At 51.1% G+C, this 21574-nt stretch carries 16 protein-coding genes and 1 pseudogene; 13 read left to right on the top strand and 4 right to left on the bottom strand.

All coding sequences use genetic code 11. The features are described 5' to 3' along the window. Positions 1-493: 493 nt before the first annotated feature. Entirely contained in the window at positions 494-703 is a 210-nt protein-coding gene (locus TU80_RS19630; RefSeq protein WP_057005186.1) for a hypothetical protein, read from the bottom strand. Between the two features lie 726 nt (positions 704-1429). Here TU80_RS19630 and TU80_RS31875 point away from each other — a divergent pair. Continuing rightward, positions 1430-2440 carry a LysR family transcriptional regulator gene (locus tag TU80_RS31875; protein ID WP_082643874.1) on the top strand — a complete coding sequence of 337 codons (1011 nt, stop codon included), beginning with the start codon at positions 1430-1432 and terminating at the stop codon, positions 2438-2440. Between the two features lie 50 nt (positions 2441-2490). Here the strand turns inward: TU80_RS31875 and TU80_RS31870 are convergent, their stop codons facing one another. Both TU80_RS31870 and TU80_RS19625 read right to left on the bottom strand, forming a co-directional pair. After that, complete coding sequence (locus TU80_RS31870; protein ID WP_082643873.1) at positions 2491-3432, bottom strand: cupin domain-containing protein; 942 nt, start codon at positions 3430-3432, stop codon at positions 2491-2493. A gap of 700 nt (positions 3433-4132) precedes the next feature. After that, positions 4133-5050: a LysR family transcriptional regulator gene (locus tag TU80_RS19625; protein ID WP_057005185.1), complete on the bottom strand. Its 918-nt coding sequence runs from the start codon at positions 5048-5050 to the stop codon at positions 4133-4135. Positions 5051-5161: 111 nt separating this feature from the next. On the opposite strand from TU80_RS19625, the gene gcl reads away from it, so the two are divergent. From gcl to TU80_RS33475, 6 genes and pseudogenes are all read left to right on the top strand, one after another. Further along, a complete protein-coding gene (gcl, locus tag TU80_RS19620) occupies positions 5162-6937 on the top strand; it encodes a glyoxylate carboligase (RefSeq protein ID WP_057005184.1) in 1776 nt (591 codons plus the stop codon). A 47-nt stretch (positions 6938-6984) separates the two neighbouring features. Beyond that, positions 6985-7767, top strand: coding sequence for a hydroxypyruvate isomerase (gene hyi / locus TU80_RS19615; protein WP_057005183.1), 783 nt, complete (start codon positions 6985-6987; stop codon positions 7765-7767). A gap of 14 nt (positions 7768-7781) precedes the next feature. Continuing rightward, complete coding sequence (locus tag TU80_RS19610; RefSeq protein ID WP_057005182.1) at positions 7782-8672, top strand: 2-hydroxy-3-oxopropionate reductase; 891 nt, start codon at positions 7782-7784, stop codon at positions 8670-8672. 202 nt (positions 8673-8874) lie between these two features. Further along, on the top strand, positions 8875-10149 hold the full coding sequence (locus TU80_RS19605; RefSeq protein WP_057005181.1) for a glycerate kinase type-2 family protein: 1275 nt from the start codon (positions 8875-8877) through the stop codon (positions 10147-10149). Then, positions 10146-11561 carry a pyruvate kinase gene (gene pyk, locus TU80_RS19600; protein WP_057005180.1) on the top strand — a complete coding sequence of 472 codons (1416 nt, stop codon included), beginning with the start codon at positions 10146-10148 and terminating at the stop codon, positions 11559-11561. Before TU80_RS19605 ends, pyk begins: the two co-directional genes overlap by 4 nt. Positions 11562-11705: 144 nt before the next feature. Continuing rightward, a pseudogene (locus TU80_RS33475) lies at positions 11706-11836 on the top strand (response regulator receiver protein); the annotation flags it as partial. Positions 11837-12069: 233 nt separating this feature from the next. Here TU80_RS33475 and glcC read toward each other — a convergent pair. Further along, a complete protein-coding gene (glcC, locus tag TU80_RS19595; protein WP_057005191.1) occupies positions 12070-12843 on the bottom strand; it encodes a transcriptional regulator GlcC in 774 nt (257 codons plus the stop codon). Between the two features lie 248 nt (positions 12844-13091). On the opposite strand from glcC, the gene glcD reads away from it, so the two are divergent. From glcD to TU80_RS19570, 6 genes are all read left to right on the top strand, one after another. Continuing rightward, on the top strand, positions 13092-14591 hold the full coding sequence (gene glcD / locus TU80_RS19590; protein ID WP_057005179.1) for a glycolate oxidase subunit GlcD: 1500 nt from the start codon (positions 13092-13094) through the stop codon (positions 14589-14591). Further along, positions 14591-15643: a glycolate oxidase subunit GlcE gene (gene glcE, locus TU80_RS31860; RefSeq protein ID WP_082643872.1), complete on the top strand. Its 1053-nt coding sequence runs from the start codon at positions 14591-14593 to the stop codon at positions 15641-15643. The genes glcD and glcE overlap by 1 nt, the downstream gene beginning before the upstream one ends. 7 nt (positions 15644-15650) lie before the next feature. Then, complete coding sequence (glcF, locus tag TU80_RS31855; RefSeq protein WP_082643871.1) at positions 15651-16868, top strand: glycolate oxidase subunit GlcF; 1218 nt, start codon at positions 15651-15653, stop codon at positions 16866-16868. Between the two features lie 10 nt (positions 16869-16878). Beyond that, positions 16879-17280 (top strand): heme-binding protein, encoded by a 402-nt coding sequence (locus tag TU80_RS31850; RefSeq protein ID WP_082643870.1) that lies wholly within the window; start codon positions 16879-16881, stop codon positions 17278-17280. An 86-nt stretch (positions 17281-17366) separates the two neighbouring features. Next, positions 17367-19544, top strand: a complete 2178-nt coding sequence (locus TU80_RS19575; RefSeq protein ID WP_057005176.1) for a malate synthase G — start codon at positions 17367-17369, stop codon at positions 19542-19544. Between the two features lie 322 nt (positions 19545-19866). Continuing rightward, positions 19867-21552 (top strand): lactate permease LctP family transporter, encoded by a 1686-nt coding sequence (locus tag TU80_RS19570; RefSeq protein WP_057005175.1) that lies wholly within the window; start codon positions 19867-19869, stop codon positions 21550-21552. The last annotated feature ends 22 nt before the right edge of the window (positions 21553-21574 follow it).

Here is a 21574-nt window from a genome sequence, read left to right as displayed (position 1 = left end):
AACACGGAGAACCGGTCGAAAAAGCTCTCCGTACATGATTTTTCGGTCACTTTTCGTCCAATGACGCTGTAGGTGCCTGGAAAATTGCAACTTGCCGCGGCTGCACGACAAGTTGATCGGAGCATCCTTAGGGATTCCGAGGGGGGATCGCGGGGGACTGGAAGTCCCCACGCAAGGTGGGCGTGGTACTACCACGCACACCTTGTGCTCACTTCGTTCGCAACTGGCCCTTGAGTCCAGTTTAAGGCTGGGGGTATGAAGATTTTCTAAAAGAAACGACGACTGCTGATGCAGTTTCCAAATTTCTTTTGCGCTCTTCATTGCCTGATAGCATTTGTTTTTGTGGATGTGAATATAAAAATCAGAGGAGCCCGCATGACTGCATTGCGGCAATCGAAAATGCATGCAGGAGATTTATGCAGATCATGACGGATTCATATGGATTGAAAAAAAGGCGGACCTTGCGGCCCGCCTTTTCTTCAATCAGCGATGGCTATTCGCCTGACTGGTCGGTGCTTTCGATTTCGTAAAGCATGAAGTCGGAGACGACCTGCGTACCGGCTAACTTTATGTAGAACGATCCATCAGCATTTTTCCAGGCGACGCCGATGCGTTCGTACACGGCATTTTCGCCTGAGCCTTTGCGCACCTTCGCGACGAAGCCGGGTTTCTTGGATTCAGTTGCGGTTGTTTTGGTATTCATGTTGAGTCTCCTTTTTCGCTTGAGGCTGGGTTATTCCAGCGACGGAGCCCCCAGCAGCCAGCGAGCGACGACGTGTCATGGGCAACACGGGCCTGCACAGGGCGATAGCCCGAACAGGTGCAGGCTTGGTGCGGGCCGCCCATTGATACGCCGCCAGGGCATCGGCGAACGATGGCTAGAGGGTAAAGGCTAATAGCTGGGATAAAGACAGCCCCAGAAAAGGGAGTATCTGGATACCGCACTCGCATGCCGAATGAGCCAGAAGACGCAAATGAAGGAGCTTTCAGGCGATCGAATCCAACTCGACGAATAACCGAAGAAAACGGGTTCCACTGATCGGTCCGGACGCCCGCTCTATGATTACGCGCGGCACTTGAATCGTCGGCTAACAATGCGATCAACTACGCTCGATGGAATTTTGTATTTAGGCACGGACCAATATGAGTTAAAAACAGAGACAAAAAGCCGAAAGCACAAATGAACTGAATTTCAATCATCACCTTTGAATATTAGTTTTTATGGGTCAAATGCTAAACTTAACTACGCTACGGCATCTGAAGCAGACCAATACAGCAGCGGTAAACTTCACTGTATTTGCGCTGCAGATACGACTTCTAAAATACGGCATATTTAGACACTTTCCAGGCAAACTTATCTAACGCATCTCGACAATCGCACAAATCGAGTTATAGTTGAGATCTTTCTCAGCTAAGGGCCATTTTAAAAATGGATTATTTCGCTGCTTTGAAGAGCTTTGTCCGTGCAGCAGAGCTAAAAAGTTTCACTCGTGTCGCTCTGGACTTATCCATTCAGACGTCTACGGCATCCCGGCACATTTCAGATCTTGAGACTGATCTGCGGATCGCCCTCTTCAATCGCACGACACGCGGCTTGTCATTGACTGAAGGTGGGACCGTATTTTACGAAAAAGCATCTCAGCTACTACTCCAGTTAGACGAGGCGCGGGAGGCTGCGTCCTCCCTGAATCGAAATCCTGCGGGAGTATTGAGAGTGACGTTACCAGGCGCATTTGGTCGCCGACATATTATGCCATGGATTAATGAATTTTTAGCAAAGTATCCCGATATTGAGATAGAGGCTATTTTTACAGATGAAACTCTAAACCTAATCGAGTCCCGTATTGATCTAGGAATACGTATAGGCTCTTTAAAAGACTCGTCCTTGATTGCGCGACGCTTGGCACCCCAACAGAGAATTGCATGTGCAAGCCGAGACTATATTAAGTCTCATGGAGCCCCTTCAAAACCATCAGAACTTAACACTCACTCGTGCCTTGCATTTTCGCGAACGCCAGATAAATGCTGGTACGCTGAAAGAAAAACTTTGAAAAATCTCCACCCCGTCGGTAAAGACGTTGCAGATTGTTTGGTTGAAGAGACTACAGATTCGTCCAATGCACAAATCGAAGCATTAGAGCAGATTACTATCAGCGGTGCTTTCGCCGCTAATGATAGCGAAGCGTTATTAGAGGCAACACTAGGAGGACTAGGAATTGCTCTACTTCCCTCTTGGCTCATCCAGGCTCAATTGTCCGCAGGCAGGCTTATTGACGTGCTCCCCGATTGGGACATGCGGATTACAGCTGAAGCCCCTTCTATATGGGCGGTATATCCGTATAAAAAAACCGTCTCGAGCAAAGTCCGAACCTTCGTTGATTTTCTTATAGAAAAAATTGGCAATCCTCCATATTGGGATACAAATACTCCAAGACAGTGAAAAAAGTGGAAAAAAGTACGCCGCTAATACGGCGCACTATTAACAATTGCTTATTCAGCGAAGCGGATATCTAAAGCGCGAAGATAAGTCTGGAGTCCAGCATCCTGAATTGGGATAAGCCGTGCACTTTCCTTCGACTCATTGAAATGAGCATGCCAGTAACCCGGCGGCGTAATAAATGCCATACCGGCTTCCCAATCCACCCTAGTGGGATTAGCAATATTTCCTTCTTTGTCCAGAGTAGTACCCACAAGCGAATAACATCCTTTAGGGCAATCCACGATAAAGTCCAACGCTATTGATTGATGACGATGGGGCTTTTGAATAGAATTTCCGGGGAGCAAGCCAAACATAGCCCACAAGACATGAGTGACAGTCCTAGTCTGGTCAAAGTGCTCATTACCTAAGAGCACAGATACACGACTACGTTTATGCGCGCTTGGATCTTTTGAAACTTTTAACAATTCTTCTGCCGCGCGGTCTGCCGGATAAAATGTTGGAGAAAATCGCGGTTCTACAGCACTAACCCCAAGGTAGGTCATCAGTGGGGCATCGGTAACGTAGTACAGAGTAACTGTACTTTCCGCTGTCAAAATCGCTGACAACCCGCCAGGCAGCGTAAAAAACGCTCCCTCTGAAAAAGGAATATGATGCGCCCCTTGGATCGCAACACCTGCCCCGCTAATCACATAGAACACCTGTGAGGTGACAACTGGATCGATCACCAACTCCTCACCACTTACGATACGAACAAAACTGGCGAGCAAGCCGGGCCCTGTTGCCGGCGCAGCACAGTTTAGCTCCGCTGAAACATCCAATGGTATGACACGAGTCGGACCTTCTTCATATAACGACGCCGGGAACGTCTTGAAAGGCACTCTCGAAATTAACTGCGCAGCGATGGGATTAGCCGAAGTAGAGTATTCAAAGTACCGTGCATCTTCAGTAATGCCATAGTCATCCACAACGGGAACAGCTATATCTTTCAGCATATATTACTCCTTGAAAATTTCCTTAGCCCTCAAGCAGAACGCCAAGGCACGCCCACACTATAAAGCGACAAAAATGCATTCCCCTACCGGATCTATGCAAAACACTATTCAAAAAAATGCGCTTGTAGTGAAACTCAAGGCGTTAGCTCAAGCGTGCGGCATCTTTTTTTGAGGCGAAGTTTCATGACAGGGAGCCGACGCCTTGCGGCGCGGACTCACCCCCTTCAAGAGGAGGATTTAAGACTGATATTCATTTCGGAACGAAGGACTCCAGCAAAACCTGATGTTCTGCCTCCAAAAGCCGCTGTTGTAGGGCTTGCTCACTCTTCTAATTCCGGGGGGGGGGGGACAAAGATCGCTGCGGACTGATCGCATACCGTGAAACTGGCCCTGCGCTGAGCGTCTCATGAAAAAATATTCACTCGCTCCATTTATCAGAACGATCCTGCTTGGTTACCCTAGTCCAATACCAAAGCACCTAAGATTCACGACGGTGAATAATCTAATCACGGGGTTATTGTCCAATCGTGGGCGAGTGAAGGTCGCGACCGAATTGAATGCGCAGTACTCATCGGGGCCCCTGGCTGCTCATTAAGCCGCGTTGGAGGCGTAGTACGCCGCAAGGATCTATGTCTTTTGCTAAAAATTCGCGCGTTTTACAGAGTATATCGATAGTTCCCAAACAACCCCGAATCATATTTTAAAGGGGATGGGGCCTCTCCCAGTAATCCGGAGAGTTATATAAAGTTTTAAGATACTCGACAAAAAGACGTACTTTGGCTGGTAAATAGCGCTGTTGGGGGTAGACCGCCTGAATATTGTAATTGGGCAAAGCAAACTCATCCAGTACTGTAACCAGTTCACCTCGCTTAAGCTCTCCTTGGATTTCCCACGTTGAGCGCCAACCAATACCGAGCCCCTGACGTATCCAGGCGAAAAGTAATTCACCATCATTGCAAGCAACGTTACCGCTGACTTTCATCGCGATCTGTCGGCCATCGCGCAAGAACGTCCAGCCCCGTTGCTGGCCACCCTGCAAATTGAAAGCCAGGCAATTGTGGTGTGCCAAATCCTCTAGCGTTTGCGGTGCACCATGCTTAGCAAAATAATCTGGCGTCCCGCAAACCACCCTCCAATTGGGGAAGAGCTTGATCGCCACGTAGTTTGGGTCAGTGACTTCTCCGATACGGATGCTCATATCGTACCCCTCGCTGACCAGGTCAATCACGCTGTCCGTAAAGTTAAAGGATAACTGGAGATCTGGAAAACGCTGCTGGAAGGCATAGACATGAGGGGCAATATGATGTCGTCCAAAAGCAGCCGGAGCGGACACCACTAAGTGGCCGCTGACTGTAGTGCTACTGTTGCTGACGCCTGATTCGACCTCGTCAAATTCGCGCATCAAATGCTTGGCCCCTTCCAGTAACTGCTCTCCCGCCTCGGTCAACTTCAAGCCTCGCGTGGAGCGATGCATCAACTTGACACCCAAGCGCTTTTCGAGCGCATCGAGTCGTCGACCAAGGATCGCCGGAGTCACCCCCTCATTCAGTGCAGCGGCGGCAAAGCTGCCCTTATGGGCGACCTGAATAAAACTGTGTAGCTCGACATAACGACCCATCGATACCTCATGTATCGGCAGAAACCGATTTTTGGCTATTCACGCCAATAATAACCTGCTCCATGCTGAGATCCGCTAATAAAAATATCGACCAGCCTGAAGGAGGCAATAATGGCCAGAATGAGAGCAATCGAGGCAGCAGTATTGGTGATGCGTCGTGAAGGCGTCGACACCGCTTTCGGCATCCCCGGCGCAGCCATCAATCCATTGTATGCCGCACTGAAAAAACTCGGCGGTGTTGACCACGTTTTGGCACGTCATGTGGAAGGTGCCTCCCACATGGCTGAAGGTTACACACGTACCAATGCCGGCAATATCGGCGTTTGCATCGGAACATCTGGCCCTGCCGGTACCGACATGGTCACCGGCTTGTACTCAGCATCCGCCGACTCCATTCCTATCCTCTGCATCACCGGTCAAGCCCCACGTGCGCGCATGCATAAGGAAGACTTTCAGGCAGTCGATATCACCAGTATCGTCAAACCCGTAACTAAGTGGGCAACCACCGTAATGGAACCCGGCCAGGTACCTTATGCCTTTCAGAAAGCGTTCTATGAGATGCGTTCTGGTCGACCAGGCCCCGTACTGATCGATCTGCCATTTGACGTACAGATGGCAGAGATCGAGTTTGATATTGATGCCTATGAACCACTGCCATTGGCGCGCCCCTTTGCTACTCGAGGGCAGGCTGAGAAGGCGCTGGCGATGCTTAACGACGCCGAGCGCCCACTAATCGTTTCTGGTGGTGGCGTAATAAATGCTGACGCCAGTGCCAAGCTTGTCGAGTTTGCCGAGCTAACCGGAGTGCCCGTGGTTCCAACCCTGATGGGCTGGGGAACAATTCCGGACGATCATAAGTTGATGGTGGGTATGGTCGGCTTGCAGACCTCGCATCGCTACGGCAACGCCACCTTACTCGCGTCCGATTTGGTATTCGGTATCGGAAATCGCTGGGCCAACCGCCACACTGGCTCGGTCGAGGTGTATACCGAAGGTCGACGATTCATTCACGTCGACATCGAACCAACCCAGATTGGCCGAGTGTTCACCCCAGACTTAGGCATCGTTTCAGATGCCGGTGCCGCTCTGGATATGTTCTTGACCGTGGCTCGTGAGTGGAAGGCCGCTGGCAAGCTGAAAGACCGTAGCGCTTGGGTGGATGCTTGCCGCGAGCGCAAGCGTACTCTCCAACGTAAGACGCATTTTGAAAACGTGCCGATCAAGCCTCAGCGTGTTTACGAAGAAATGAATGAGTTCTTCGGTAAAGACACCTGCTACGTCAGCACCATCGGCTTGTCACAGATTGCTGGCGCGCAGTTTCTTCACGTCTACAAGCCACGGCATTGGATCAATTGTGGCCAAGCTGGCCCGTTAGGCTGGACTATTCCTGCAGCATTGGGTGTGGTCAAAGCAGATCCAAGTCGCCAAGTCGTCGCATTGTCTGGCGACTATGATTTCCAGTTCATGATCGAAGAATTAGCCGTCGGTGCGCAGTTTAATTTGCCATATATCCATGTGTTGGTGAACAACTCTTATCTGGGATTGATCCGCCAAGCACAGCGTAACTTTGACATCGATTTCTGTGTCCAGTTGTCGTTCGACAACATCAACGCTCCGGAGCTGAATGGCTACGGCGTCGACCATGTGGCTGTAGTCGAAGGGCTCGGATGCAAAGCGATTCGTGTACGCGATCCAAATGACTTGCAGGCCGCCTTTGCTCACGCCAAAGAATTAATGCAGCAACATCGCGTGCCCGTGGTTGTAGAAATCATCCTTGAGCGCGTGACCAACATTTCCATGGGAACCGAGATCAATAACATCAACGAGTTCGAGGAATTGGCTCTGAGCGGTGCCGATGCACCTACCTCTATCTTGCCATTGGATTAATCTTTCCTTTCCAAGCCTTCGCCCAGACTTCAACAAAGGAGCATCACATGCCCCGATTTGCAGCCAACCTGTCTATGTTGTTCACGGAAGTGGATTTTCTGGATCGCTTCGCGGTCGCCGCAGAAGCTGGTTTCACCGGTGTTGAGTACCTATTCCCTTACGATTTTAGCGTTACCGAAATCAAGGCAAGACTCGAGAGCAACGGCCTTACCCAAGTGCTTTTCAATCTGCCAGCGGGGAATTGGGCCAAGGGGGAGCGCGGCATTGCCTGCCATCCCGACCGCATTGAAGAGTTCCGAGCTGGCGTCGATTTGGCCATCGCTTATGCCCAAGTTCTGGGCAATAAGCAACTTAACTGCTTAGCCGGTATCCGCCCTCAAAGTGTGGACCCCGAGACAATAGAACGCACCTTCGTGGCCAATCTCAAATATGCCGCCGACAAGCTGGAAGCCGCGGGCATCAAACTCGTGATCGAAGCCATTAACACCTTGGATATTCCAGACTTCTACTTGAACAACACGCACCAGGGACTCGACATCAGGGAAAAAGTAGGTAGCGCCAATCTTTTCCTGCAATACGACATTTACCACATGCAGATCATGGAAGGCGATCTGGCCAGAACTATGGCCACCTACCTGGAGGAAATTAACCACATTCAGCTCGCCGACAATCCGGGCCGTAATGAACCTGGCACCGGCGAAATTAACTTTCACTTCCTGTTCGAACACCTGGACCGAATTGGCTACCAGGGATGGGTCGGTTGTGAATACAAGCCGGCTACGACCACCCTTGCAGGCCTTAGCTGGCTGAAAACTCATAAAGTGATCTAACGGAGACTTTCCATATGGCCAAGATCGGATTTATCGGCACCGGTATCATGGGCAAGCCCATGGCTCAGAACCTGCAGAAAGCAGGTCACAAACTGTTCTTCTCTGAACACTTCGATAAAACGCCCGCCGACTTGCTGGGTGAAAATGGAGTTGGCTTAGCCAATCCAAAGGAAGTCGCTCAAGAAGCGGAATTCATCATCATCATGGTGCCGGATACTCCCCAGGTTGAAGATGTACTGCTACGCGAAAATGGTGTCGTAGAAGGCGTAGGTGCTGGCAAGGTAGTAATCGACATGAGTTCGATCTCTCCTTCCGCCACCAAAGTCTTCGCCCAGAAGATCAAAGCAACCGGGGCCACCTATCTAGACGCCCCCGTTTCCGGCGGCGAGGTCGGTGCGAAAGCCGCAACACTAAGCATCATGGTTGGTGGTGAAGATCACGCCTTTGAACGCGCGTTACCGCTATTCCAAACCATGGGCAAAAACATTACTCACGTTGGAGGCAACGGCGATGGTCAGACTGCTAAGGTTGCCAATCAAATCATCGTCGCACTGAACATTCAGGCAGTAGCCGAAGCGTTGCTTTTCGCCGCGAAAAATGGTGCCGATCCAGCCAAAGTTAGGGAAGCATTAATGGGTGGGTTTGCTTCCTCGAAAATTCTGGAAGTGCACGGTGAACGCATGATCAAAGGCACTTTCGATCCAGGCTTCCGCATCAGTCTGCATCAGAAGGATCTCAATCTGGCCCTTTCTGGAGCCCGTGAACTGGGCTTGAATTTGCCCAATACCGCGAATGCACAACAGGTATTCAGCACCTGTGCTGCGCTCGGTGGTAGTAACTGGGATCATTCGGCGCTAATTAAAGGCCTGGAACACATGGCCAACTTCTCAATTCGCGAGGAGTGATTTCTCCCCTTCAAACCCAAGACTGATTTGACCTTTCTAAAATCAAATTAGTCTTTGTCCCCCTTTTCGACCTCCCAGGCCAGTGGTGTCACGGCCCAGCAAGCATGGGAGGTCGATTTTAGTCCCGAGCCGCCGGCTTCGGCGGTTGGGGAGTGCAATCGGCTAGCAACCCAATAACAATAATTGAAGTCCGGAGCCTGATATGACCATCAATCCACTAGAGCTGATGCGCACCCTTTTCACGACTGCCATCTCCGCCTCGCATCCATATCATGTGCTGCCGCAATATTTGCCCAAAGACCGCAGCGGCCGCCTTATTGTCATCGGCGCAGGCAAGGCAGCCGCAGCTATGGCCGAAGTCGTCGAGCTTGAATGGCAAGGCGAGGTTAGCGGCTTAGTTGTCACGCGTTACGGACATGGCGCTAATTGCCACAAGATAGAGGTGGTGGAAGCAGCTCACCCAATACCTGATGTTGCCAGTCACAAAGTGGCTCAACGAGTCTTGCAACTGGTCAGTGATCTACAAGAGTCCGATCGAGTAATGTTCCTACTTTCTGGGGGCGGCTCAGCCTTGCTGGCATTACCTGGAGACGGTATCGATCTCGCGGACAAACAATCAATCAACAAAGCCTTGCTAAAATCTGGCGCCACAATCGCTGAGATGAATTGCGTACGTAAACACTTGTCAGGGATTAAGGGCGGCCGGCTGGCCAAAGCTTGCTGGCCAGCCAAAGTGTATACCTATGCGATATCGGATGTTCCTGGCGACGAAGAAACAGTAATTGCCTCCGGCCCAACAGTTGGTGATCCGACCACCTCCGCACAAGCGCTGGCGATCTTGGCTCGCTATGACATCGAGATTCCGGAAAATGTCTATGCGTGGTTACGAGACCCCCGCTCAGAAACAATTAAACCTGATGACCCGGCGCTGGAACGCAGCCAATTTCAATTGATCGCCACTCCTCAGCAATCGCTAAATGCAGCGGCCGAAAAAGCACGCGCTGCTGGCTTTACACCTTTGATTCTCGGCGATTTAGAGGGTGAGTCCCGCGAAGTTGCGAAAGTGCATGCAGGCATCGCCCGACAAATCGTTCTACACGGCCAACCAATCAAGCCACCTTGCATAATTCTGTCCGGCGGGGAAACCACCGTCACAGTACGAGGCAATGGTCGTGGCGGACGTAACGCTGAATTCCTCCTAAGCCTGACAGATTGCCTTAAGGGGCTTCCTGGTGTTTACGCACTGGCAGGAGATACCGATGGCATAGATGGTTCAGAAGACAATGCCGGAGCCATCATGACGCCCACCTCCTATGCGCGCGGCCAAGATAAAAAACTAAACGCAAGCTATGAGCTGGATAACAACAATGGCTATGGGTACTTCGCCGCTCTTGACTCATTGATCGTCACTGGGCCAACCAGAACCAATGTTAATGACTTTCGTGCCATCCTAATTCTCGAGACCCCAACAAAATGACGCCCAATAAAAAAGTTAAGATTCTTGCTACCTTAGGTCCTGCGACTAAAGGTATCGACGATATTCGTCAATTGGTGGAAGCAGGCGTCAATCTGTTCCGACTCAACTTCAGTCATGGCGAGCATGCTGATCACGCTCAGCGTTATAAGTGGATACGCGAAGTTGAGCGCCAAATGAGCCAGCCCATCGGTGTTTTGATGGACTTGCAGGGGCCGAAGTTGCGGGTAGGCAGATTTGCCGAAGGCAAGGTCAACCTGGAACGAGGGCAGGCATTGCGATTGGACCTTGACTGTACGCCAGGCGACACGCATAGGGTTAATTTGCCTCATCCGGAAATCATCGAGGCACTGAAACCAGGCATGAACCTGCTTTTGGACGATGGTCGACTTCAGTTACGGGTAACTGCCAAACACGCGGACGCCATCGACACCGTAGTCATTGCTGGTGGCGAACTGTCCGATCGAAAAGGCGTGAATGTTCCCGAGGCTGTATTGCAACTCAGCCCGCTGACTGCCAAAGATCGCTGCGATCTGGATTTCGGGCTGGAGTTGGGTGTCGACTGGGTCGCTCTATCGTTTGTACAACGTCCTCAAGACATCACCGAGGCTCGCGAGCTGATCAAAGGCAAAGCACTGCTGATGGCAAAGATTGAAAAGCCGTCTGCAGTGCTACACCTAGAGGAAATTGCTCACTTGTGTGACGCAATTATGGTCGCTCGCGGCGATCTTGGAGTTGAGGTCCCAGCGGAGAATGTGCCTCGCATACAAAAAGACATCGTACGCATTTGCCGCCAACTTGGCCGGCCGGTGGTGGTGGCTACGCAGATGCTTGAGTCGATGCGCTTTTCACCAGCGCCGACCCGCGCAGAAGTGACCGACGTTGCAAACGCTGTGGCCGAGGGAGCGGATGCCGTAATGCTCTCTGCGGAGACCGCTTCTGGTGACTATCCCTTGGAAACGGTAGAGATGATGAGCAAAATCATCCGCCAAGTGGAGTCTGGTCCAGACTTCCAAAGCCAACTGGATGTGAGCCGTCCAAAAGCTGAAGCAACAGTGTCAGACGCAATAAGCTGCGCCGTCCGCCGCATCAGTAGCATCCTGCCCGTAGCGGTGCTGGTGAACTACACTGAGTCGGGCAGTTCCAGCTTGCGCGCATCACGCGAACGACCGAAAGCGCCAATACTCAGCTTAACAACAAGCGAGAAAACGGCTCGCTATCTGACCATTGCATGGGGCGTCTACTCAGTAGTTTATCAAAACCTGAGTGAGATCGAGAATGTTACGAAGACTGCCCTAAATATCGCTCAGCATCAAAATCTCGCGAAGAAAACGGACATTGTAGTAATCACTGCGGGAACTCCATTCGGTCAACTAGGCAGTACCAATACTCTTCGGATTGAAACTATCTCATAGGGCAAATCATTACCTGCAACCTTCATCAAACCAATATGAGGGATATTGAATTATCTGCGGCCGGTCGTCTCCTAGATCTATCAGGTCGACGACCATCCGACAGAATTAGAAAGACAAAAAACCCAGAGAATTTAATTAGCGCACAGCATCGGCAGAGAACCGGAGCACTATCGAGGTCTCGAATGTGCTTAAGTCGGCTGTACGAATTTAAAAACTCAAGTAATGGCGAACGTCTTTTTCGAACAGTTCGGAATCGCGGCTGCCTCCTTATATAAACGATAGATCCGAAAAACTCACATACCCTCGCGAGTTAGCTCCCGTCGAGCGACGAAAAATAATAAAATATGTGCCTGTCTAAAGCTCGAATGATCATGAGTTAGTAACAGCTATGCCCCTAAATTAGAATCACCGCGCCGGAGACTAATCGACCGACCGCGAGTCATGTTGAGGAAGGTCATTTTCCTCGCTAAGTTCGTTGCGTTTGCACCTAATCAGTCCTTATGACCTTTTACATCCACCCTTCCAATCGCATTGTCGCACGCACCAAGCGCTGCTCTTCTTGCTCAATGTCCTTCAAATTATCTCGAATACTGTGAATATGGTCACGGGCCGCACGCAGCGCCAAGTCAGGCAGACGCTCGATCACAGCTTGGTAAATTCGTGTGTGCTGACGGTCAATTTGCCGTTTCTGCAAGGGTCGATGATAAAGATTATTAACCGAAGCAAATACGGTACTAAGCATCAAATCAGTAAGTGATCGCAGAGTATGTACCAAAACCGGATTATGCGACGCCTCACAAACAGCCAAGTGGAAGGCATGATCAAGACGAGCATGCTCGCGCGACGCAATCCCATCAGGCTGCGAATGGGAAGCAATCATCTCCTCGTAACGCCGAGTCAGCAGAACAAAATCAGCATCGGTTCCTCGTAGCGCAGCCAGTCGCGCCGACTCCCCCTCAAGCAAAGCGCGAACCTCAAGCAGGTCATAGAGAGTGCGCGGTTGCGAGCTGAACAGATGAAATAGCGGGCTTGAGTCCTCTTCTGCGGTAAGTCGAGCCACACGCGAATCGCGCCCCTGAGCTGTCTCTATGATACCGCGCCCGCGCAACACGGTAAGACCCTCGCGTAACGCAGAGCGAGAGAATCCAAGTTTTTCACACAAGCGCCGTTCGGACGGTAAGGGCTGCCCCACTTTGAGGACGCCATCCACGATCAGACGTTCAATACGCTCAGCGACTATTTCGCTGATTGGCCGCCGAGCAGCCCCTTCTTCTTCGTTCATTTTGACCTCGAGCAACTGGTAGGACCAGTTCAAACCAATCTTTCACGCTTCGAAAAATATAACGAAAACCCTATGCCATTGCTAGATATTTGCGACTGGACGATCACTGATCGCACAAAAAACTGGTAGGACCAGTTAAAAACCAATGGACTGTGGACCTCCAGGGAACAATCATGGACGACATAGAAGCAGTTCTAGGCGCCCTGGCCGACTGCAATAATAAAAACGCTACAGAGTGAATCCTTGGCATGAACATTTTGTACGATGAACGCCTCGACGGCGTATTGCCTAAAGTCGACAAAGCAGCTCTCGTCACAGAGCTAAAACAGCTGCTACCTGACCTCGAAATTCTTCACACTCAAGAAGAACTCACCCCCTACGAATGTGATGGGCTTTCTGTATACCGTACAGCGCCTTTGCTGGTTGCATTACCCGAACGACTTGAACAGGTCGAAGAACTGCTCAAGCTCTGCTATCGCCGTAAGGTACCGGTGGTCGCGCGCGGAGCGGGCACTGGATTATCCGGGGGCGCGCTTCCTCTGGAACAGGGCGTCCTCTTAGTCATGGCACGCTTCAACCGGATTATTGAGGTCGACCCTAATGGTCGTTTTGCCCGGGTACAGCCAGGTGTACGTAACTTAGCCATATCTCATGCTGCAGCCCCTTATGGGCTTTACTATGCACCCGATCCATCATCACAAATTGCTTGCACTATCGGCGGAAACGTCGCCGAGAACGCCGGTGGTGTGCACTGCTTAAAATATGGACTGACAGTACACAACTTACTCAAGCTGGACATTCTCACGGTCGAAGGCGAAAAGATGACGCTGGGAGCCGATGCTTTAGATGCTCCGGGCTTCGACTTGCTTGCACTGTTCACCGGATCGGAAGGCATGCTCGGTATCATTACCGAAGTCACGGTCAAGCTGCTGCCTAAACCTCAGGTGGCCAAAGTATTAATGGCCAGCTTTGATTCGGTCGAGAAGGCAGGCCGCGCCGTAGGAAACATCATCGCCGCAGGCATCATCCCTGGCGGTCTAGAAATGATGGACAACTTGTCCATTCGTGCCGTGGAAGACTTTATCCACGCAGGCTATCCGGTAGATGCTGAAGCAATCCTGCTCTGCGAACTGGATGGTGTTGAAGCAGACGTCCAGGACGACTGTGACCGGGTTAAAGAAGTACTAGAAACCGCCGGTGCTACCGAAGTTCGTTTGGCTCGCGACGAGGCTGAACGCGTCAAGTTCTGGGCCGGGCGCAAAAATGCGTTTCCAGCCGTCGGACGCATCTCGCCGGATTATTACTGCATGGACGGCACTATTCCGCGCCGTGAGTTACCAGGTGTTCTTAAAGGTATCGCCGATCTGTCCGAGGAATATGGTCTGCGTGTGGCCAACGTTTTCCATGCCGGTGACGGGAACATGCATCCACTGATTCTGTTCGATGCCAACCAACCTGGTGAGCTGGAGCGTGCAGAAGCCCTCGGCGGCAAAATCCTTGAACTCTGCGTCAAGGTCGGTGGAAGCATCACCGGCGAACACGGGGTGGGCCGTGAAAAGATCAACCAAATGTGCGCGCAGTTCAACAGCGACGAACTCACCTTGTTCCATGCGGTGAAGGCAGCGTTCGATCCCAGCGGCTTACTCAATCCAGGCAAAAATATTCCGACCCTGCATCGCTGCGCTGAATTTGGCGCCATGCATATTCATCACGGCCAATTGCCCTTCCCTGAATTGGAGCGCTTCTGATGCAGCATGATCAAGACAGTACTTCAACACTGCTAGAACAAGTCAACCATGCGCTCAATCATGCGATTCCACTGCGCATTCAGGGCAGCAACAGCAAGGCTTTCCTCGGTCGCCCGGTAGCAGGTGAGGTACTCGATACTCGGTGCCATAGCGGCATAGTGAGCTATGACCCAACTGAACTCGTTATCAGTGCGCGAGCTGGTACAACACTTACTGAGATTGAGGAAGTGTTGGAGGCCGCCGGGCAAATGCTGCCTTGCGAACCTCCCCATATGGGTCATGGTGCAACTTTGGGCGGCGCAGTGGCGGCTGGCCTGTCCGGACCTCGACGGCCGTGGTCTGGCTCCGTCCGTGATTTTGTTCTTGGAACCCGGGTAATAACCGGTCGAGGTAAGCATTTGCGCTTCGGCGGTGAAGTTATGAAAAACGTCGCTGGTTACGACCTTTCTCGCCTGATGGCGGGGAGCTTCGGATGCCTAGGCGTGCTCACGGAAGTTTCTTTGAAGGTCCTTCCCAAGCCTCGGGAGTGCTTAAGCCTTCGTCTCGAAATGGATGTTCATGAGGCGCTTAGTGAACTCGCGGAATGGGGTCAGCAACCGATACCAATTAGTGCCGCATGCTATGACGGTCACGCTCTGCATTTGCGTTTGGAAGGCGGTGAAGGCTCGGTTCAAGCTTCTCGTCAGCGACTTGGCGGAGAGGAAATTAATAGCGCGTTCTGGCAAGACTTACGCGAACACCGACATGCTTTCTTTGATAACACCACTCCGCTATGGCGACTATCGCTCCCAAACAATACCGCACCGTTGGATTTGCCAGGAACTCAGTTAATTGACTGGGGAGGCGCCCAACGATGGCTTAAGTCCAACGCAGAAGGCGAGCTGATTCACCGCGTGGTCATGGAGCTCGGAGGTCATGCCACTTTGTACAGCAAAGGACCGAATCCGTTTCCACCGCTGACGCAACCCCTACTTCGTTATCACCAACGACTTAAGAGCCAACTCGACCCCTTGGGAATATTTAACCCAGGTCGCATGTACGCGGAGGTTTGATCGAGCCATGCAAACGAATTTGAGCGAACAAGCCAAACTGCTGCCCCGCGCTGAAGAGGCTGAAAGCATTCTTCGGTCCTGTGTTCACTGTGGTTTTTGCACTGCAACCTGCCCCACATACCAATTGCTAGGAGACGAATTGGACGGTCCACGCGGCCGGATTTACCTGATCAAGCAAGTTTTAGAAGGCAATGAAGTTACTGCGAAAACTCAGTTGCATCTTGATCGCTGCCTAAGTTGTCGAAACTGCGAAACCACCTGTCCATCTGGTGTGCAATATCACAACCTGCTGGATATCGGTCGCGCAGTGGTTGATGCACAAGTACCACGCCCCCTCGGCCAACGGATGCTTCGCGAAAGTCTGCGCGCCGTGCTACCACGCCCAGCGCTGTTCAAGGCTTTAACACAGGCTGGTCAGATCTTCCGTCCATTCTTACCCGAGGCTTTGAAAGCCAAGCTGCCACGCCAAGCCTCTGCGGTAAAGCCTCGCCCAGTACCTCGCCACGCGCGACAGGTATTAATGCTTGAAGGTTGTGTGCAACCAACCCTATCTCCGAATACCAATGCTGCCACTGCGCGAGTATTAGATCGCCTCGGTATTAGCGTCTCACCGATTAGAGAGGCAGGCTGTTGCGGTGCGGTTGATTATCACCTGAACGCCCAAGAAAAAGGCCTTTCACGTGCACGGCAAAACATCGATGCCTGGTGGCCGGCGATTGAGGCGGGAGCAGAAGCGATAGTACAGACCGCTAGCGGTTGTGGTGCCTTCGTTAAAGATTATGGTCATCTTCTAGAAAATGATTCTCTCTACGCAGACAAGGCTGAACGTGTAAGTGCGTTAGCTAAGGATCTTGTGGAAGTACTGGGCGAAGAACCATTAGAGGATCTCCATATCAATGGCGATAAACGCTTAGCGTTCCACTGTCCTTGCACCTTGCAGCACGCTCAGAAACTCGCTGGCTCGGTCGAATCCGTGCTTAGACGTTTGGGCTTCAGCCTCACTGACGTTCCGGATGGTCATCTGTGTTGCGGCTCAGCGGGCACCTATTCAATAACCCAACCGCAACTATCCCGCCAATTGCGCGACAACAAAATGAATGCCCTCGAAAGCGGCAATCCTGAGGTGATCGTCACCGCTAATATCGGCTGTCAGACACATCTCGAGAGCGCTGGCCGCACTCCGGTGCGGCATTGGATCGAGCTAGTGGAAGAAGCCCTGAATTAGGAGATGACTCATGCAAAGCAAACCAATACTCACTCAAAAGGAAGTTACACGAATCCTCGCTGCGGGTAGAGCAGAGGCCCAACAGAATCTATGGCCAGTAACCATCGTAGTGGTAGACGACGGGGGACATCCTTTATCCCTGGAACGCCTCGATGGCTGTGCAGCAATTGGTGCCTATATAGCCACAGAAAAAGCACGCAGTGCAGCTCTCGGACGCCGCGAAACTAAAGGATACGAGGAAATGGTCAACGGCGGCCGCACAGCTTTCATTAGCGCTCCCCTACTCACCTCTCTAGAAGGTGGAGTCCCCATTGTGGTGGAAGGCCACGTAGTAGGTGCTGTCGGCGTATCGGGTGTGAAGGGCGAACAAGATGCTCAGATTGCCAAGGCGGCAGCAACAGCATTGTCATAAGCGGAACTACCCTGACGCTTTGGGGCCAGGGAGTAACAAAAACTCTCACGCCGAATGGCTGAGAAACACCATCAGGAACAACGTAGATGATCGATAGAGTGCAATGCCAGCGCCTGCAAGTGGCCCAGAATTTTAAGCGTTTCATTGACGATGAAGTACTGCCAGGTACCGGCATTGTTGCAGATACGTTCTGGAGTGGTCTCGACTCTTTAGTTCATGACTTGGCGCCTCAGAACCGAGCTCTATTGACCGAGCGAGTTCGCCTTCAAAACGAGGTAGATACGTGGCACCGCGCACATCCGGGACCTATTCGTTACATGGTCGCTTACAAGTCGTTTCTTAAAGATGTCGGCTATTTGGCACCACAGCCTGATGATGTTACGGTAACTACAGCCAATGTTGATACTGAAATCACAGTGCAAGCGGGACCGCAGTTGGTAGTGCCCGTTATGAATGCGCGTTATGCCTTGAATGCGGCCAACGCACGCTGGGGTTCCCTTTACGATGCACTTTACGGTACAGACGCGATCAGCGAAGAAAACGGTGCTCAAAAGGGATCGGACTATAACAAGATTCGTGGTGATCTAGTCATTGGCTTCGGCCGCACTTTCCTCGACCAAACTATACCTCTCGCCAATGGCACTCATGCCGACGCTTTCCGTTACCACATTGTCGACAGCCAGCTTACTGTTGAGCTTCGAGATGGCAGCTCTAGCCACCTAAGCCAACCCGAGAAATTCGTCGGCTATCAAGGCGATCCATCTGCGCCTAACGCGGTACTTCTCCAAAATAATGCTTTGCATTTTGAGATCCAGATCGATGCAAACAGCCTAATCGGAAAGTATGACCTTGCGGGGGTAAAGGATCTTTTGTTGGAAGCCGCGCTGTCAACCATCATGGACTGTGAAGACTCAGTGGCCGCAGTCGATTCTGCAGATAAAGTAGAGGTTTATCGCAACTGGCTAGGCCTCATGAAGGGTGATTTGAGCGAAACCCTGATTAAAAATGGCAAGACGATCGTTCGCCGCCTCAATCCTGATCGCGTGTACAGCAGCCCCGATAATGGAGAATTAAGCCTACCAGGTCGCTCGCTGCTGTTCGTCCGTAATGTTGGTCACCTGATGACCAACCCTGCAATTCTAGATGGCGATGACAATGAAATACCTGAAGGTATTCTAGATACTGTTTTTACGAGCCTAATCGCCGTACACGACCTCCAACGAAAAGGTAACTCCCGTACGGGTAGTGTTTACATCGTCAAACCGAAGATGCACGGTCCGACAGAGGTGGCTTTCGCTAATCAGCTATTCGGCCGCGTTGAAGAATTGCTCTCCCTTCCAGCCTACACCTTAAAGATGGGGATTATGGATGAGGAGCGTCGCACATCAGTAAATCTTAAAGCATGTATCGCTGCTGCTAGTGCAAGGGTGGCTTTTATTAACACCGGCTTTCTTGATCGGACCGGTGATGAAATGCACACGACCATGGAAGCCGGTGCGATGTTGCGTAAAGGCGACATGAAAACTACTGCGTGGATTCAAGCCTATGAACGCAACAACGTACAAGTAGGCTTATCGTGTGGTATGAGTGGCAAGGCACAAATCGGTAAGGGCATGTGGGCTATGCCAGACTTGATGGCAGATATGCTCCGTCAAAAAATTGATCATCCAAAGGCTGGCGCAAACACAGCCTGGGTACCGTCGCCGACTGCAGCAGTACTACATGCCCTCCACTATCATCAGGTAAATGTCAAAGCGGTACAGCGAGGCCTGAACACACTAAGCCTCACTGTCCAGCATGAAGAGTTGCTCAATGACTTGCTGACCGCACCAGTAGCTGCCGAGCGCAACTGGAGTGCCGAGGACATCCAACAGGAATTGGATAATAATGCGCAAAGTATATTGGGTTATGTCGTACGCTGGGTAGAACAAGGCATCGGTTGCTCCAAGGTACCCGACATACACAACGTCGCACTTATGGAAGACCGTGCAACCCTACGGATTTCTAGCCAACACATTGCTAACTGGCTGCATCATGGAGTTATCCATACAGAACAGCTTCAAACAACCATGGAACGCATGGCAAGGATTGTCGACGAGCAAAATTCTGGCGACCCAGCTTATAAACCAATGGCAGTGAACTTTGAAACTTCATACGCCTTCCGCGCGGCTTTAGACCTTGTATTCAAGGGACGCGTGCAGCCAAGTGGATACACTGAGCCTCTTTTACACGCCTGGCGTCTACGTTTCAAGAATCAAATGTGATTTTTTGATCACAATTCAAAAGTAGCATCCCCGGCCTAATAATGGACCGGGATTCGGGCGTATGCGCCTCGCCATAGGCGCAGACTCCCCGAAACTTCTACTACATGATTCCGGAGTCTTTCTGGAAAAACATGGTTCACAACAATAAAAGGAACCGCCTCATGAGTCGAACGTTACCTCTCATTAAGACATCTCAGTTTCCAGTGCACGTAACGAAAACAATTTATCGAACACCTGCATAGCAGGCAGTCAGATGATTGCTAATAAATATATTGCACAATATCGAAACCATGTAAAAACACAATAATTAGAGATTAATGAAATGAACACATGGCTACAGATGTATACGCCGCTTGGCTCTCTTGGGCTATCAGCCCTGGTTGCACTGATTCCAATCATCTTTTTCTTCCTTGCTCTTGCGGTCTTCCGCATGAAGGGGCATACGGCGGGAACCATAACTCTGATTTTGTCTATGATTATCGCTATATTCGCATTTGACATGCCTGCGAAAATGGCTTTTGCTGCCGCTGGTTATGGTTTCGCTTATGGCCTATGGCCCATTGCATGGATCATTATTACAGCAGTATTTCTCTACAAACTTACCGTCAAGAGCGGCCAGTTTGAAGTTATCCGAAGCTCAGTATTATCCATTACAGATGATAAACGTCTTCAGGTGCTCCTGATTGGCTTTTCATTCGGTGCTTTTCTTGAAGGAGCTGCGGGTTTCGGTGCGCCAGTTGCAATTACAGGTGCTTTGCTAGTCGGTTTAGGCTTCAACCCCCTTTATGCTGCAGGTCTTTGCTTGATAGCTAATACCGCACCAGTTGCTTTCGGAGCCTTGGGTGTACCCATCCTCGTTGCTGGGCAAGTAACTGGGATCGATCCGTTCAAAATTGGTGCTATGGCTGGACGACAATTACCACTGCTCTCCATCATTGTGCCATTCTGGTTAGTCGCCATTATGGACGGATGGAAAGGTATTAAAGAAACTTGGCCGGCGGCACTTGTGGCCGGTTCTAGCTTCGCTGTGACCCAGTACTTTACTTCGAACTACATCGGTCCTGAACTTCCAGATATTACCTCCGCACTTGTTAGTATTGTCTCGTTGACACTGTTCCTCAAAGTATGGCAACCAAAAGCGGCAGAGAGCAACGAAATCGTCGGCACGGTAGGAGGAGCCGCAGTCTTGGGCGGCTTCGGTGGGATACGTAACTCAACACCATCACCTTACAGCTTAGGCGAAATCATAAAGGCATGGTCACCGTTTCTAATCCTAACGGTGCTGGTTACGATCTGGACACTGAAACCTTTTAAAGCAATGTTTGCCCATGGCGGTGCCATGGAGCAATTCGTTTTTACAATTGCAATCCCTTACCTCGATCAACTGATTATCAAAGTTGCTCCAGTAGTAGCCAACCCCACCGCCATGACGGCCGTCTTTAAATTTGATCCTATTTCTGCTGGTGGTTCAGCTATTCTACTGTCCGCTGTGATTTCAGCTTTCATTTTGAAAGTTAGCTTGAAAAATGCGCTGGTGACTTTTGGCGAAACGCTAGTTTCATTAAAATGGCCGATTCTGTCCATCGGTATGGTGCTGGCATTTGCTTTCGTGACTAACTACTCAGGCATGTCTACCACACTTGCATTGGTCTTGGCGGGCACTGGCGCCGCCTTCCCCTTCTTCTCACCGTTCCTAGGCTGGTTAGGCGTTTTCCTTACAGGCTCAGATACCTCATCTAATGCATTGTTCGGTTCTCTGCAAGCTACAACTGCGCATCAGATTGGGGTCAACGACACACTGTTAGTGGCCGCCAACACCAGCGGAGGCGTGACGGGCAAAATGATTTCTCCTCAGTCCATCGCCATCGCCTGCGCGGCAACTGGGCTGGTCGGGAAAGAATCGGATCTTTTCCGCTTCACTCTTAAACATAGCCTGATCTTCGCCACATTTATCGGCTTGATCACACTGGCGCAAGCCTATGTGTTTACTGGCATGCTGGTGCACTGATTAACGCAAACCTCAACGATCA

The sequence above is a fragment of the Pseudomonas veronii genome (assembly GCF_001439695.1).
In the GTDB taxonomy this organism is placed as follows: Bacteria; Pseudomonadota; Gammaproteobacteria; order Pseudomonadales; family Pseudomonadaceae; genus Aquipseudomonas; species Aquipseudomonas veronii.
This window is presented reverse-complemented; position numbering and strand designations above follow the sequence as displayed.